The sequence below is a fragment of the Pseudomonas sp. WS 5011 genome, from assembly GCF_012985775.1.
Taxonomy (GTDB): Bacteria; Pseudomonadota; Gammaproteobacteria; order Pseudomonadales; family Pseudomonadaceae; genus Aquipseudomonas; species Aquipseudomonas peli.
The window spans coordinates 1-15,257 of the sequence record NZ_JAAQXA010000035.1; the positions used below are offsets into that span (position 1 = coordinate 1).

At 57.9% G+C, this 15,257-nt stretch carries 17 protein-coding genes; 5 read left to right on the forward strand and 12 right to left on the reverse strand.

Going from position 1 to position 15,257, the window contains the following annotated elements; genetic code table 11:
• Positions 1–80 precede the first annotated feature (80 nt).
• From HBN63_RS22115 to HBN63_RS20465, 4 genes are all read right to left on the reverse strand, one after another.
• The gene (locus HBN63_RS22115) at positions 81–1,139 is read right to left on the reverse strand and encodes a copper resistance protein B (RefSeq protein WP_170050699.1); all 1,059 of its coding nucleotides are present in this window, start codon (positions 1,137–1,139) and stop codon (positions 81–83) included.
• A complete protein-coding gene (locus HBN63_RS20455) occupies positions 1,129–1,443 on the reverse strand; it encodes a hypothetical protein (protein WP_170050700.1) in 315 nt (104 codons plus the stop codon). The genes HBN63_RS22115 and HBN63_RS20455 overlap by 11 nt, the downstream gene beginning before the upstream one ends.
• A gap of 12 nt (positions 1,444–1,455) precedes the next feature.
• A complete protein-coding gene (locus HBN63_RS20460) occupies positions 1,456–3,270 on the reverse strand; it encodes a copper resistance system multicopper oxidase (protein ID WP_170050701.1) in 1,815 nt (604 codons plus the stop codon).
• Positions 3,271–3,459: 189 nt separating this feature from the next.
• Positions 3,460–3,666, reverse strand: coding sequence for a co-regulatory protein PtrA N-terminal domain-containing protein (locus tag HBN63_RS20465; protein WP_170050702.1), 207 nt, complete (start codon positions 3,664–3,666; stop codon positions 3,460–3,462).
• A gap of 283 nt (positions 3,667–3,949) precedes the next feature.
• On the opposite strand from HBN63_RS20465, the gene HBN63_RS20470 reads away from it, so the two are divergent.
• The 4 genes from HBN63_RS20470 to HBN63_RS20485 are packed head-to-tail and all read left to right on the forward strand — an operon-like array spanning position 3,950 to position 6,247.
• On the forward strand, positions 3,950–4,210 hold the full coding sequence (locus HBN63_RS20470; RefSeq protein ID WP_003460126.1) for a membrane protein: 261 nt from the start codon (positions 3,950–3,952) through the stop codon (positions 4,208–4,210).
• A gap of 44 nt (positions 4,211–4,254) precedes the next feature.
• Entirely contained in the window at positions 4,255–5,091 is an 837-nt protein-coding gene (locus HBN63_RS20475; protein ID WP_004374664.1) for a DUF692 domain-containing protein, read from the forward strand.
• Entirely contained in the window at positions 5,088–5,882 is a 795-nt protein-coding gene (locus HBN63_RS20480) for a DNA-binding domain-containing protein (RefSeq protein ID WP_003460128.1), read from the forward strand. Before HBN63_RS20475 ends, HBN63_RS20480 begins: the two co-directional genes overlap by 4 nt.
• A 50-nt stretch (positions 5,883–5,932) precedes the next feature.
• Positions 5,933–6,247, forward strand: coding sequence for a hypothetical protein (locus HBN63_RS20485; RefSeq protein ID WP_017675723.1), 315 nt, complete (start codon positions 5,933–5,935; stop codon positions 6,245–6,247).
• Positions 6,248–6,266: 19 nt separating this feature from the next.
• On the opposite strand, the gene HBN63_RS20490 is transcribed toward HBN63_RS20485, so the two are convergent.
• The 8 genes from HBN63_RS20490 to HBN63_RS20525 form a co-directional block, all read right to left on the reverse strand.
• A complete protein-coding gene (locus HBN63_RS20490) occupies positions 6,267–6,467 on the reverse strand; it encodes a heavy metal-associated domain-containing protein (RefSeq protein WP_003246756.1) in 201 nt (66 codons plus the stop codon).
• A 97-nt stretch (positions 6,468–6,564) separates the two neighbouring features.
• Entirely contained in the window at positions 6,565–7,992 is a 1,428-nt protein-coding gene (locus HBN63_RS20495; protein WP_033725463.1) for a UvrD-helicase domain-containing protein, read from the reverse strand.
• Positions 7,982–9,709, reverse strand: a complete 1,728-nt coding sequence (locus HBN63_RS20500) for an ATP-binding protein (protein ID WP_170050703.1) — start codon at positions 9,707–9,709, stop codon at positions 7,982–7,984. The genes HBN63_RS20495 and HBN63_RS20500 overlap by 11 nt, the downstream gene beginning before the upstream one ends.
• 173 nt (positions 9,710–9,882) lie before the next feature.
• A complete protein-coding gene (locus HBN63_RS20505) occupies positions 9,883–12,246 on the reverse strand; it encodes a heavy metal translocating P-type ATPase (RefSeq protein ID WP_162884222.1) in 2,364 nt (787 codons plus the stop codon).
• Positions 12,247–12,251: 5 nt separating this feature from the next.
• Positions 12,252–12,500, reverse strand: a complete 249-nt coding sequence (locus HBN63_RS20510; RefSeq protein WP_092375367.1) for a DUF2933 domain-containing protein — start codon at positions 12,498–12,500, stop codon at positions 12,252–12,254.
• A 79-nt stretch (positions 12,501–12,579) separates the two neighbouring features.
• Complete coding sequence (locus HBN63_RS20515) at positions 12,580–13,113, reverse strand: plastocyanin/azurin family copper-binding protein (protein WP_170050704.1); 534 nt, start codon at positions 13,111–13,113, stop codon at positions 12,580–12,582.
• A 147-nt stretch (positions 13,114–13,260) separates the two neighbouring features.
• Positions 13,261–13,818 (reverse strand): plastocyanin/azurin family copper-binding protein, encoded by a 558-nt coding sequence (locus HBN63_RS20520; RefSeq protein WP_021221949.1) that lies wholly within the window; start codon positions 13,816–13,818, stop codon positions 13,261–13,263.
• A 167-nt stretch (positions 13,819–13,985) separates the two neighbouring features.
• The gene (locus HBN63_RS20525; protein ID WP_003139552.1) at positions 13,986–14,345 is read right to left on the reverse strand and encodes a co-regulatory protein PtrA N-terminal domain-containing protein; all 360 of its coding nucleotides are present in this window, start codon (positions 14,343–14,345) and stop codon (positions 13,986–13,988) included.
• A gap of 206 nt (positions 14,346–14,551) precedes the next feature.
• Between HBN63_RS20525 and HBN63_RS20530 the strand changes: the two genes are divergently transcribed.
• Positions 14,552–15,229, forward strand: coding sequence for a heavy metal response regulator transcription factor (locus tag HBN63_RS20530; protein ID WP_004374688.1), 678 nt, complete (start codon positions 14,552–14,554; stop codon positions 15,227–15,229).
• Positions 15,230–15,257: the final 28 nt, after the last annotated feature.

Consider the following 15,257-nt stretch of genomic DNA (forward strand, 5'->3'; position numbering starts at 1 on the left):
TGACCGCCTGTTTCGGAACAGGCTGGAAATCGGTCACGTTGATAGCGAAATGAGCGGTCACGCGTTAGCGAAATGGCCGGTCACGATCTACCGAAACGACCGGTCACGGTGGGCCGAAATACGCAGTTGCCATAGGAGCGGCTCCAGGAAACCCCGATATAGGGGGCAAACTGCCTGACAATCTCGTAACGCAGACGCAAGCCGAGCTCGGTATTTGCCAACCCAGACCCCACACCTCGCTCAGGATCGTTCTTGCCGTAGAAGTTCATTTCGGCAGTTGGCTGGAGAATCAGCCGGTTGGTCAGCAGAATGTCGTACTCGCCCTCCAGTCGGGCAGCAGTTTGGCCATTCTCGCCGACGAAGGCCGTGGCTTCGGCCTCAAAGGCGTAAAGCGCCATGCCCTGGATACCGAAGGCGGCCCAAGTCTGCGGCGACTCCGGTTTGAAGTCCTGGCGAACGCCCGCGACGACATCCCACCAAGGGCCGATCGAGCGGCCGTACAGCAGCTGTAATTCAGCATCCTCGGTCACGCCGTTGGTACGCTCGCCTTCGGAGCGGAACCAGACCCGGTTGATATCACCGCCTACCCAGCCCGACGCATCCCAGGCCAGGGTGCTGCCCTCATCTGCGTCCTGGTATTCGAGCTGATCGAGCAGGAAAAAACTGTTGATGGCGCTGTCGTGAACCTTGTGGCCAGGTAATGGCGGGAAAGCCGCTTGGCGATCAGCATCCGTCAGAACGGGAATCGGCGTACGGCTGGTGGTTCTCGGGGCTTCAGCGGAGCCATGGTTCATCTTTGAATGATCCATGCCCTCCATCTGTCCTTGCATGGCGCCATGCCTCATCTTGCTGTGATCCATAGCCTGGGCCTTCTCTTGGCTCTGGCCGTGGCCCATCTGGCTATGATCCATGCTGCCCGAAGCACCCTGCATGGCACCATGGTCCATCTTGCTGTGATCCATGCCCTCCATCGGCGCTTTGGCGGAACCGTGGCCCATCTGGCTGTGGTCCATCGACATGGAGCCGTGCCCCATTGCCGAATGATCCATTTCTTCCGCAGCCTGGGTAACGCCGCCGCTGAGTGCACTCAGCGACACGACCAGCGCTATGAGGGACGGGCGTGAAAACCTAGTGGTCATGGTTCGAACCTGCTTCGGCTTCGGTGCCGCCATGCTTATCCATCATCTTCTCGTGCCCCATATCGTCATGGTTCATGCCCTCATGATCCATGGTGCCATGATCCATCTGCTGGCCAGCGACCTTGCCTTTCGATTGATCTGCAGGCTTGTCACTGATGGCCTCGGGCGCAGCCGACTCGGCAGCATGTTGTTCGTGCTCGCTGTGCCCCTCACCTGCCAATGACGTCGGCGCGTACAAAGCAGCCAAAAAACTGAACATCGCTGCGCTGCCAAACAGGGCATTACGCTTCATAAAAGTACTCATCAGAAATCTCCTTTACTCATCCACACGGACTTCACGGAACATGCCCATTTCCATGTGGAGCAACAGGTGGCAGTGGTAGGCCCAACGCCCCAACGCATCGGCGGTCACCCGATAGCTGCGCTTGGAACCTGGCGGCATGTCGATGGTGTGTTTACGCACCAGGAAATTGCCGTTCGCATCCTCCAGATCACTCCACATGCCATGAAGATGGATCGGGTGAGTCATCATGGTGTCGTTGACCAGCGTGATGCGAACACGCTCGCCGTACTTGAGGCGTAGAGGCTCGGCGTCAGAGAACTTGATTCCATCGAAGGACCAGGAGAATTTCTCCATATGCCCGGTGAGGTGCAGCTCGATGGTGCGACTTGGCTCACGCCCGTCCGGATCAGGGAAGGTGCTGCGCAGGTCAGAGTACGTCAGCACGCGCCGGCCGTTATCACGCAGGCCGATACCTGGGTCGTCCAGCTTGTGCGTCGGCGTCATGGTCTGCATGTCGACCAAAGGATTGTTGGTCTCTGAGGCCGGGTGTGCCTGCATGTTGCCAGCCATGCCAGCCATGCCAGCCATGTTTGAATGATCCATTCCGGCCATCTGGCTGTGATCCATACCAGCCATGCCACCCTGCATGCTGCCATGATCCATTCCCGCCATATTGCCCTGATCCATCCCGGCCATGTTCCCGTGATCCATACCGCCCATGCTGCCGTGATCCATACCCATGTCGCCCATGGCAATCAGCGGACGCGGGTCGGGGCTGGGTACTGGTGCACTCAACCCCTCCTGTACAGCAAGGGTGCCGCGCGCATAGCCAGTGCGGTCCATGGATTGGGCAAACACGGTATAGGCCTGTTCGCTGTCTGGTTCGATGATCACGTCGTAGGTCTCGGCCACGGCGATACGGAACTCGTCGACGCTGACCGGTTTGACGTGCAGACCATCGGCCGCAACCACAGTCATCTTCAGGCCTGGGATGCGCACATCGAAATAGGTCATAGCCGAGGCATTAATGAACCGCAGGCGGATCTTTTCGCCTGGTTTGAATATGCCGGTCCAGTTGCCATCAGGTGCCTGGCCATTCATCAGGTAGGTGTAGGTGTAGCCACTGACGTCAGCGAGATCCGTCGGGCTCATCTTCATCTCGGCCCACATCTTGCGATCGGCTACGGCGGCGGACCAACCCATCTCGCTTACGTCATCGATGAAGTCACCAACGGTGCGTTTGTGCTGGTTGTAGTAGTCCGACTGTTTCTTGAGCTTGGCCAGTACCCGCGTTGGATTTTCATCCGTCCAGTCGCTCAGCAACACGACGTAATCACGGTCGTAACTGAAGGGCTCGGGCTCCTTGGCATCGATGACCAGCGCGCCGTATACGCCGACCTGCTCCTGCAGCCCCGAGTGACTGTGATACCAGTAGGTACCGTTCTGGTTGGCCTTGAACTTGTACTCATACATGCCGTCAGGGGCGATGCCATGGAAGCTCAGGCCAGGAACACCATCCATGTTCGCCGGCAGGATGATGCCGTGCCAATGGATGGAGGTGTCCTCCTTGAGGCGGTTGCGCACGCGCAATGTGACGGTATCGCCTTCGCGCCAACGAAGAATCGGCCCAGGGAGCGAGCCGTTGATGGTCATGGCCGTGCGCGCTGCGCCGGTGATGTTCACCGGGGTTTCACCGATGAATAGGTCGAATTCGTTACCAGTCAGTACGTTGGGCTGGCCGGGGCTGTTCACCGCCCAGACCGGCGTGCGCCACATGCCCATGCCGCCGAGAATACCGGCGGCGGCGAGGCCTTTGACGAAAGTACGTCTTGTGGTTTTGCTTTGCATGCCGTTATGTCCAATCCGTCAGATGAGCCGGTGATATGCATCCGGTCTCGGGTTCATTGACTGCTCCAGTGTCGGGAGATTTGATCTTCAAGCCTTGCGTGCTGCGCAAGTTCCCCCTGACACCAAGCAGTATGAAACTGCCATATCTCAACCATCCGGGTGATTACATTTCTGTAAGGTTGAGGGGGCTCAGCAGCTGGCGTGTTCCGCATGTTTGGCTTGGCTGCCGGCGACAGGAGCTTCATCGTTCTGCTGCTTGGCCAACTGATAGGCTTCCAGCGAGACCTGGCGGGCTTGTTCCATGCGTGCAAACGTGCGATCAGCACCGCCTTCGGCCATCGCCAGGCTGGAAACACTCAGGGCAGCAACTACAAACAGGGTTTTGATCGATTTCATTTCGTTAATCCTCAGAAGTTTAGAAGCCCCTGTAACTAGTGGGGACGAGCGTTAAGCTCGCTGCTACGTTAACCACGACGCCCTGTCAGCAACCTGATCCGAACATTACAGTTCTGTCAGTTTGCTATTTCTTTCTTGTAGGCCCTCCTGAAGGCTCGGTACTGTCTTCCTGCCCGCGCAGCCTTGCGGATTCCATGGGCCTGATCGGTAGCAATGCCTGAGCTAACTCGTTCATTCGCACCGACGGATCGCGACCATCAAACAATCAAGAGAGATAGCCACTATGTCGAACAAATCCAACGTAGCTACCGGTGCCGCCTTGGCTCTGGTGGCCGCCAGCCTGTTCTCCACCCTGCCCGTCCAGGCTGCTCAGGAAACCAAAGCAGCAGAAGTGAAGTGCTTCGGGATCAATGGTTGCAAAGGGCAGAACGACTGCATGACCGCGAAAAACGACTGCAAAGGCCAAGGCGAATGCAAAGGCCAAGGGTTCAAGTTGATGACCCAGACCAAATGTGACGAAGCCGGTGGCAAAACCAGCGAATAAGGCGGTTCAGGGGAGTGCATGCCACTCCCCTGCTGGAGTCTCGAATGAGTAAGCGCAAAACTCTGGGTTTCGGTCTTGGCCTTCGTAACGAGTATTACCGGCAGATCCTGGAGGAACGGCCTGCGGTCGACTGGTTCGAGATCATTTCCGAGAATTACCTGGTGGAGGGCGGCAAGGCTCTCTACTTCCTTGATGCGATCGGCGAGCACTACCCCCTGGTGATGCACGGAGTATCTCTTTCGATTGGCGGCTCACATGCCTTGGACATAGACTACCTACGACAGCTCAAGCAGCTGGCGGATCGGGTGCAGCCTCAGTGGGTGTCTGATCACCTGTGCTGGAGTCGAGGCAACGCCCATCAACTTCACGATCTGCTACCGCTGCCGTTTACCCAGGAGAGCCTGCTGCATGTCGCGGCCCGGGTGCGCTTGGTGCAGGATGTTTTGGAACGTCCCATCGTGCTGGAGAACGTTTCCTCCTACGTGCAGTGGACAACATCCAGCATGAGCGAGTCTCAGTTCCTCTCGGAGCTCAGTTACCTGACCGGGTGCGAGCTGCTTCTCGACGTGAACAACGTCTACGTCAGTTCGCGCAACCAGGGTTTCGACCCTTGGCAGTTCATCATGGAATTGCCGCACGAGCGGATTCGGCAAATTCACCTGGCCGGGCACAGCGATTACGGGCAGTACCTCATCGACACCCATGACCAGCCCATCGCTGATCCGGTTTGGTCTCTCTACAGCAAGACTTTGAGCTACTTGGGCCCGACATCGACCTTGATCGAGCGGGATGACCAGTTTCCGCCGCTGGAAGAGCTGTTGTCCGAATTAGCACATGCCCGTGCTATCGCCAAATCTGTGATATCGGGGGCCACCCCTTGAGCCTGATCGCCCTACAGACTGCATTTGAAACTTACCTGACAGGTGACAGTGCCCTGCCCTCCAACGAGCTTTTGGAGCAGATCCGAGGTAGCACAGCGCTGAGTGCTCTCGAAGGCCTGCAGATCTACCACAACGCTTACCGTTCGCGCCTGCTTGCGGTCTTGCGAGAAGACTTCCCTGCCCTGCTTCACTGGATCGGCAACGAATCATTCGAGCAGCTCGCACTGGCCTACTTGGCCGCCTGGCCACCACGACATTTCAGCATTCGCTGGCTGGGCGAGAAGCTGCCCGAGTTCATTAGCAGCTACGTCGAAGAACCCCAACTATCGCCGATGCGCGAACTCGCGGAACTGGAATGGGCCTTTACACTGGCCTTCGACGCTCAGGATGTCGAAGCGCTTTCGCTGGAGACCATGAGTGATTTTTCGGCTGAAGACTGGATTTCACTCAGGGTTTCCCTGACTGCATCTGCCCGGTGGTTGCAGCTGCAGTACAACACGCTGGAGTTGTGGAAAGCCGCCAAGTCCGGCAGCTTGCTGCCTGATATTACCCGCCTGCCAACGAACCTAGCCTGTCTTGTTTGGCGTCATGAACTCGTCTGCCAGTACCGGAGCCTGGAGCCAGCGGAGGCTTCGGCATTGCAGTTTCTCATCGAGGGCGGATCGTTCGCTGAACTCTGCGAGTCGTTGAGCGCCACGCATGGCGAGCAAGCTCCCTTGCAAGCCGCGACCTGGTTGAAGTTGTGGGTCAACGACGGTTTGCTAAAGCGCGGCCAGCTATTACACGAATGACCCGGAACCTTTAGGCTAGCGCTCTCTCTTTGGCCACTCCGAGCGCTTCTATGACTCACCGCATCATGCATTTCAAACAGCAAGCCTTGCTTGACCCGGAGACCTATCAGGCAATGCTGGCCGACGGCGTTGGTCACTGGGAGCGGCTTGCAGGAGAAGTCGTCGGCATAGAAGACGAAAAAAGCCACGAGTTCGCTGCATTGAAAAGCCTGTTCAAGCGCAAGCGGTACTCCTATGACACGCTGGAAATGCGCGAGCCAGGCGATCACTCAAACTGGCTTCGCGGCCGAGATGGTTCAGAAGGTATGACCAACGAGGTCACCAGTATCCCAGGGCTAAAAGAGCTCTCAGAACTGGAGATTTAGTGGGATAGCAGGTCAGCGCTCAAGCGCTGACCTGGGCCGAATAGCCAAGCTCCTGGATGAGTTCGCGGATCGATTCGGCACTTTCTGTGCTCTCAACGGTGACCTTGCCGGCCGCTCGATCCACTTCTACTCGTGCATCCTGATCCAGAGCTTGAATGGCCTTCGTGATTTTGCTCACGCAACTGCCACAGCCCATCCCCGCAACACTCAGACTAAACATGTTTTTCACCTCATTTCGTCCGCGGCTCAAGTTACCGCACGGACAGCATCGACCTTGACACGATGGCAAGGTCAAGCCCGTAAGCGCTACAAAAGGATCAGCCGTTTACCACGGGCGTAAGGATGGGGGTTGGTGAACACACCACGACATGCCTTGCGCCCCTCGTCAGTGCGACGTATAGATTCTGGGGGGTCATAAGCTCAGGATGCAGGACAACCGAGACATCCGCCTCCAGCCCCTTGAGAAGTAATGTGCTGCCTACAGAGCGTCTTGCGATCGGTCGGGCAAGGTGTCTATTGCGCTCTCGCGCTTGAATGGCTGCACTCAGAAAGTCGGCAGCACCTCCCACCACCGCTTGCATTGCAGACCGGCAGCAGTACAGAACCTCCGGTCGGTATACACGTGCCCCGTGCTGCTCAGCGAGCGTATCGATCACACGGAGCGCTTGCCCCAATGTTGGCGCTGCTACGAAATCGATCGCCGCAGCCTCGGCCGCGGTCGGAGGCGTTCGGGCCCTTCCTGCACGCAGCGACTCCACGCGCGTTCGCAGGTTTGCTGCACCTACCCCCGTCATTACGCTGGAAGCAAACTCCACAAGTTGTGCCAGAGCATTGGCACCCTGCAAGTCAAAGTTCCTGGCGAAGTTGACGAGATCTCTCAGGTCGACGGCTTCTACGGCCATGGCACCGGGTGTCTGGCTCGTGAGCTGATGGCGACCTTGCACGTTGATGGAGTCCCCGATGATGAGGACGCTACCCTGAGCGTTGGGAGCTTCGGTTCTCGCGGCCACCAGTCGCTGCTGAACTTCGGTTCCGGCGTTTAGCTGCACCCAACGCACTTCTGCTGGAGCCGTGCGCAGATCCACCGGCTGACCAGCTTGAAGTTGTTGCCTTATGGCGAGCAGCCACTGCCCGAGGTTCTCAGCTCCAGCCAGCCGCCAGCGCCACGGTATCCTCAACTCTCCCGCTGCGGGAAACAGGGGTTGCACCTCATTCGCCCAATGCACCAGTCGATTGCCACGGAAGCTGAATATGGCTTGCATCGGGTCACCGAGCACGCAGGTCGGAAGCACCTGGGCCAAACCAGACACGATGGCGTGCTGGACGACGTTGCAGTCTTGGTACTCGTCGACAAGCAACCGTGCATAGGTGGCGCGAAGGGGCTGAGCGAGGTGACCGGCCTGCAACAACTGCATGGCGGCCTCCCGAATTGCCGGGTAGTCAGTATTGGGTTGATGCAGCTGTAGGATCTGCGGGTTATGGCCGCTTCGCGCTGGGAACTTAGCGATCAGGCGCATCGAGAATCCGTCAATGGTGGAGACTCGATATGCGGAGTTAGGAACACCGGCTCGTCTCAGGCGCGCCCGTAAGGCCGCAACGCCGGCGTTCGTATGTGTCAAGACGAGGATGGGTTTGCTCTGCGTATGCGCGATGAGCGTCTCGGCAATCAATTGCGTTTTTCCACAACCTGCGGGGGCCGTTATGGAGCCACGCTCGATAGCGAAAAGATCAATCTCAGGGGGCACTTGTAAACGTCCAGAGCTGATTCGTGACTGCCATGAAGCCCGGTTCGGCGTTCTGTAAAGACGGACCGACGATGTCCCTTGCAACCTCCTGATAGGTTGTCAGCGACTTGAACCAGCCGCTGTTGCGGATACGGGATGCGGTTCCCAGCAGCTCTCGTCTCTCAGGTGAGTACCCATCCACGAGTCGCTTGGCTCGGATATCGTTCAGCGTCACGCGGCCTTGGGACTTCGTCTGAATGTGTGCGTTCATCAGCTCTGCACCCACTATTGTTTCGGCTTTCGCCAGAAGTGCATCGAGTGCTTGCTCACTGAGATGGCGGAAGATCTCGTCCTCCAACGTGAGGCCTGGTCGCCATGTAAGAATTTGCCCGCCGGCGGCCAAGAATGCTTCAGCGAGCCCCGCGGTCGAAGGCTTGTCGGCATCTACAAAAACCATCACGCGGTAACCCAAGTTCAGAAGTGCTGTTCCCCGGATAAGACTGTTATCGGGGCTTCCCCCGCCGGCGTCCACATACGCGCCGCCATGGGCCAGGAATGAGGTAGCGCCAAGACTGACCCACCATTGGTCAAGGCCACGCGCGAAGCCAACCTCGCTGGCCCCCTCGCAAACGATGATGGATTTGGCGAGGAATGCTTCGGGGTCCTTCCGAAGGGTACTTTGTACCTCGTTGGCTTCCCCAGCTGGCATAACACTGTGGCGCTGAGGTGCTGACCGAACAACGAATAACTGGCTGCCGGACAGCTCGCGCAGCGCGACCGGCGAGTGCGTCGTCATGAACACTTGCAACGGAGCGGCAGCGTCCTTTGCACCCAGCGAGTCCAGGAATCGCATGAGCCGATGAGGTTCAAGCCCGTATTCCACCTCATCAACCAGGGCAATTGGCGCGGCGCTGGCCGCAGCCCTTTGAAGCCCTGCCACTAGCAAGCGTGACGAGCCCGTGCCAAGGGAGCGCAGCGGAATACCTGTTTCACTGTGCAGCGCGATCGCCCCCTCGCAAATCGACACAGAATGTGCGTCAAGGAGCGCCTGAGGCATAGCCCCGACCGAAACGCCAAGATGCTGTGCTGTGCGTTGCACGACCTCAAGCGTCTGGGTCAGATGTTCGGCTGCTTGATTGCCAAAGTTCGCTCTTGCTTGCCTAGCGGCGCGCGCCAGTTCAGCACCAAGCTCGGCGCGCTCATCGGTAAGTCGATTGAGCACTGAGCCACGACTCCACGACAGGTTCGAGCTCGCAAAGCTGCCGATACGGGCGGGCGCTAGTGCCGCTCGTTCTTTCCAGGGAAGAGTGCGTTCAAGTTGCTGCTGCTCCGCGCGCTCGGAGAAAAGTGTCCAAACAGGCTCCAAATCGGCACCAACTTGCAGACGCAAGGTGATGACGGTCTCCAGCCCCGCTCGCGGTTCGTCTTCGACTTCCCCCGTACCGGGATGGAATCCACGCAAGAACTCGCCGTAGACATCAATATCCATCAGCGATAACGGCAGATCGCCAAGCGCCACGCTGATGGTGATGGGTACATCGACGTTTAATGCGAAGAAGTCCATGTCGCCGAACGTGCCGCCTCGGCGGGCGCCGACGCAAAGGTCAATCGCATCTAGAATGCTGGACTTTCCACTATCGCCAGGACCTATGAGGCAGTTAATTCCTGGGGCCGGCACCCAGTCGAGCGCCTGGATAGATCGGAAGTTGCTGATAATCAGTCTGCGAATGCGGGCCACGGAGAGTCCTCATGGGTTAACGACGACCAGTCTCCTACCCGCAGCGGCAACAGTCCATCGAACGTCACCTCGTCACTATGTGTTGCGACAGATAGGTCGGACCGGAAACTACCGTACGGCATTTTCCGGTCAGATGCGCTTCTGAATAATCACCTGGTCGGTGGTATGGAAGCCTATCCGATGTCCGTTGATTTCAACCTCAGAGCATTGAAGACCACCGACGCCGAGCTGACACTCATCGCCAGCGCAGCAATCAAGGGCGACAGAAGATGCCCCGTCAGCGGGTACAGCAGCCCCGCTGCTAGCGGGATTCCCATCGCGTTGTAGAGGAACGCAAAGGCGAGGTTCTGCCTCATGTTTTTCACGGTTGCCACTGACAGGGTGCGCGCTCGCAGGATGCCCATCAGATCTCCCTTGACCAGCGTCACTTGGGCGCTGTTCATCGCCACATCGGTACCGGTGCCCATGGCGATACCTACGTCAGACCTGGCCAGGGCGGGCGCATCGTTGATGCCGTCACCCGCCATGGCGACACGACGGCCATAGCCCTGCAAATCGGCGACCAGTTTCTCCTTATCCTGCGGTTTGACCTCACCATGCACTTCCTCGATTCCGAGCTGCTTCGCCACGGCTCTTGCTGTGGTGAGGCCATCACCAGTGGCCATGATGACCTTTACGTCTTCGCTTTGAAGCTTGGAGACAGCCTGTTGAGAAGTAGGCTTGATCGGATCGGAAACGGCCAGGAGTCCCGCCAGGCGACCATCAACGGCCAAATAGATGATGCTGATGCCTTCCAGACGCAGTTGCTCGGCGCGATTGCGCAGCGGGGTAATATCGACGCCCGCCTCGTCCATCAGTGCGGTGTTGCCGAGCTGCAGCTGATGGTCATCGACCTGGCCGCGCACACCAATACCCGAGCCTGATTCGAAAGTGTCCGGTTTGACCAGTGCAATGCCCTGACCGCGCGCATGATCGACTATGGCATGAGCCAGCGGGTGCTCACTACCCTGGTCGAGACTAGCAGCCAGGCGCAGCACTTCATTGGAGTCGTAACCGCCTGTCCCTTCCGCACTATGGAATACGGGACGCCCCTCAGTCAGGGTTCCAGTCTTGTCGACGATGAGCGTGTCGATCTTGCATAGATTTTCGATGGCGCTGGCATCGCGGAACAACACACCGCTGCTAGCGGCCTTGCCAGTCGCAACCATGACGGACATCGGGGTTGCCAGACCCAGAGCGCAGGGACACGCAATGATTAGCACCGCCACCGCATTGATCAGGCCAAATACCCAGCCTGATTCCGGCCCTAATAGCCCCCAGCCGAAGAAGGTCAGAATCGCGATCAGGATCACCCCGACCACGAAATACCCTGCCACCGCATCAGCCATACGCTGCATGGGGGCCTTGGAACGTTGGGCTCTGGCCACCATCTGAACGATCTGCGACAGCATGGTCTCGGCACCGACCTTCTGCGCCTCCATCACCAGGCTTCCATGGGTGTTCATGGTGGCACCGATAAGGGCATCCCCTACCCGCTTGGTCACGGGTAACGGTTCTCCGGTAAGCATCGACTCGTCGACGGCGCTCTCACCCTCTAGAACCGTACCGTCCACCGGGACTTTCTCTCCCGGCCGGACACGTAGGTGGTCGCCCTGATGGACATGTGTCAGCGGAATATCTTCTTCCTGGCCATCGGGCTTGATGCGACGCGCAGTCTTTGGTGCCAGCCTCAGCAGTGACTTGATGGCTGCCGAAGTCTGCGAGCGGGCCTTGAGTTCGAGCATTTGGCCCAACAGCGTGAGTGAGATAATCACTGCGGCTGCTTCAAAATAGACGCCGATACGTCCGTCCTGGGCAAAAGCCGCCGGAAACCACTGCGGAACCAAGGTAGCGGCCACGCTGTAGAGGTAGGCAGCGGCCGTTCCCAAACCGATCAGGGTCCACATGTTGGGGCTGCGGTGGCGGATGGAGTCAATGCCGCGGGTGAAGAATACCCAGCCACCCCATAGCGTCACGGGCGTCGCCAGAGCCAGCTCGACCCAGTTCTGGGTCGTGCCATGAAACAGTTGCAAGGAATGGCCGGCCATCGCCAATACGGTCACGATGACGGTCAACGGTAGGGTCCACCAGAACCGCAGCGAGAAGTCCTTCAGCTCTGGATTTTCCTCCTCTTCCAGCTCCGGGATGACAGGTTCCAGCGTCATCCCGCAGATCGGGCAGTTTCCGGGAGCCGGTTGACGGATTTCTGGATGCATCGGGCAGGTGTATTCAGCACCTACAGGTGTCGATGTGGGTGCTGGAGTCGCGTGCTGGTGATGCTCCCCATGAGACTGATGGCTCATGTACTGATGAGGATCTGCTTGGAATTTCTCTAGGCACTTCGCACTGCAGAAATGATAGGCCTTCCCTTCAAAGCTCTCGCGATAAGGGCCATCAGGTTTGACCTCCATGCCACACACCGGGTCGCGCTGGCTCTCGGAGTGGGCGTGCGAGTTATGTGAATGATCCTGGTCATGATGGCAGGAGGTCTTTTGCATGCGATCTATGTCCTTTCTTCGTCCTTGGAAACAGCGGTGCTGCTGGAGTGGGAGTGCCCGCCGTGATTGTGGCCAAACAGATGCATCAGCGGGCATAGCAGCAGGATGAGGTACGGCAGGGCCTGCGAAAGATGACCGTAATGCTCACGCGCTACATAGAAGATGCCGATTACGGCCAGCATGATCAGCGCAATGCCAATCTTGCTCTTCCAAAAAGGTGGTTCCGTAGTGCCAGTGTGGTGCGTGTGATCCATGACAATAGCCTCGGTTCAATGACCATAGAATCAGCATAGGTTGCTCTAGCCAGGCAGAGTTGACGCGTATCAATGGAGTTCAGCGTACGGTCACCTTACCGACCATTCCCGACTGATAATGTCCAGGAACATTGCAGGCGAACTCCAGATCAGTAGCGTCGGAGAAGGTCCAGATCAGCTCTTCGCGTGCACCTGGCTCGACCAGAACGCTGTTGGGATCGTCGTGCTCCATGCCGACCATCTTCATGCCGCCCATGGCGTGGTCCATTTTGCTCATGTCATGCGCTGCAGTCGGGGACAGCGTGCCGTTCTGAAACATCGCAGCCATCTCTTTCTGATGCGCAGCATGGGATGCCGCTTTGCCAAGGTTGAACTCGTGCAGCAGGGCTCCCTCGTTCAGCAGTACGAAGCGAACCGTCTCGCCCGCCTTGATTTCCATTGCCTTGGGTTCAAAGAAGATGTCCCCCATCCGGACTTCGATGGTGCGATCTGCTGCCTGACTGTCTCCCGGTTGCCCGATACTGTCTTTCTTGTGGCCCGGGCTGGCCAGCGCATTGGCAGCACTGAGCAGTAAACCAAGGGTGGTGATTATGAAAGCGGGTCTGAGTTTCATGGTGTGCCTCTGAGGTGTTGAGGAGGGATGAGTCCCGATGCTAATGAGGTGCAACTGGCGGTACGCTGACGCGAAAACTACATCGCAGTAAGGTTCGTCAGATCGGTGCTACCCAGCCCGCGGCCAACGGGTAGCACCGATGCCGGACTAACGCAGAGCAAACTCACCGACCATCCCCGCCTGGTAATGCCCAGGCAATGTACAGGCGAAGCTCAAACTGCCCGCCTGAGGGAAGGTCCACACGAACTCTTTAGTTGTGCCGGGCTCGACGAGAACCGCGTTCGGGTCGTCATGCTTGGCTTTGATGACTTCCGGATAGCCTGGAGGGTTGGAGTCTCCCGTGCCATAACGCTCATGCCAGACAATGCGCTCGGCCATGCCGGTCGGGGTCAGTGTGCCGTCCTTGAACAAGGACGCCATCTTGCGCTGGTGCTCCAGCTGGGACGCTGCCTGCCCGATGTTGAACTCGTGCATCAACGCGCCCTCGTTCTTCAGAACGAAGCGCACGGTTTCACCTGGCTTCACATCGATCGTTTTCTGGCTGTAGTTGATGTCGTCCATCTTTACCAAGATGGTACGAGTCGCTGGCGTCGCCTGGGCCTGCTGCCCAATGCCATTGCTACTGCCGCCGACCTCGGCAAATGCCGGAAAGGTGGTGCTGATGAACAGAGTGCTGATCAGCAGTTTAAGGGGTAAGCGTTTCATGGTGAGACCTCGAGATGGGTGCTGGAAATCTCATGCTATTCCCCGCTTGCTGCCAGGCCGCTGACCCCAAAACTACAATTGCGTCAGCTGGGAAAAAGCACGGCGCCATAAAGGCGCCGCTAGGCCGAAGGAGCAATCACGAAAGGCCTGTAAGATGGGGGAAATCTTTACTGATGGCATTCCTTGTCGGCCATCATCAGCTTGTGCTCTCGAATCATTTGACCCAGCACGTCGTCTACCAGCTTGTCATGCTTTTCCATCCAGGCCAGATGCTCTTCGGCAGACATGTTTGGCGCGGGATGTTCGTTGTGCAGCTGGCTCATGATGTCTTCGAGCATGTTCATATGCTCCTTCATGTGCACATGCCGCTCGCCGACCGGGGCCTTCTCCGCCTGGATCAGCACGGCTTCTGCTTTGTCGCGCATCTGCTGGATGCGCTCGAATACACGGTCGCTGCCCCCTTCGGCCCAAGCCATGGAAGACAGCAGTAGCGAACCAACCAGAAGCAAAGGTTTCAGCGATTTCATGGGCAGTCTCCATCAGTGCAAACTATGGCCGGCACCTCTGCTTTTGGTCTGTCGAGGGCCGAGAGCACAACCTAGTACTCATGCTTGCACCCTAGACAAGCCACCCTGTCAGTGAGCTGAAGTCAGAATTACATTTTCGTAAGCTTCTGGTTGGGGCCGCGGTTTGCCTGCAAACTCAGGCCACCCGACTTTTGGAGTCTGCACACATGAAACTACTGGTAGCTGAAGACGAACCCAAAACCGGTACGTACCTCCAGCAAGGTCTCACCGAGGCTGGGTTCAATGTCGACCGGGTTATGACCGGTACAGATGCCCTTCAGCATGCACTTAGCGAAGCCTATGACCTGCTAATTCTGGATGTAATGATGCCTGGGTTGGACGGTTGGGAAGTGCTGCGCATGTTGCGCGCAGCAGGAAAAGACGTCCCCGTACTGTTCTTGACGGCACGCGATGGTGTGGAAGACCGCGTTAAAGGGTTGGAGCTGGGTGCGGACGACTACCTGATCAAGCCATTTGCTTTCTCAGAGCTTCTGGCCAGGGTCAGAACGCTGTTGCGCAGAGGTAATGGTTCGCCGACGCAGACCACCATGAAAATTGCCGATCTGGAAGTCGATCTGATGAAGCGGCGTGCGATCCGTGGCGGGAAAAGAATTGACCTGACCGCGAAGGAGTTTTCACTGCTGGAACTGCTACTGCGCCGGCGCGGCGAGGTGCTCCCGAAGTCGCTGATTGCCTCTCAGGTTTGGGACATGAATTTCGACAGCGACACCAATGTCATTGAGGTTGCGGTACGCCGGCTACGCGCAAAAATCGATGACGATTTCGATCTCAAGCTGATTCATACCGCCCGCGGCATGGGATACATGATGGATGCGCCGGAGTGAATATGAAGCACCTTTCGCTGACAGCACG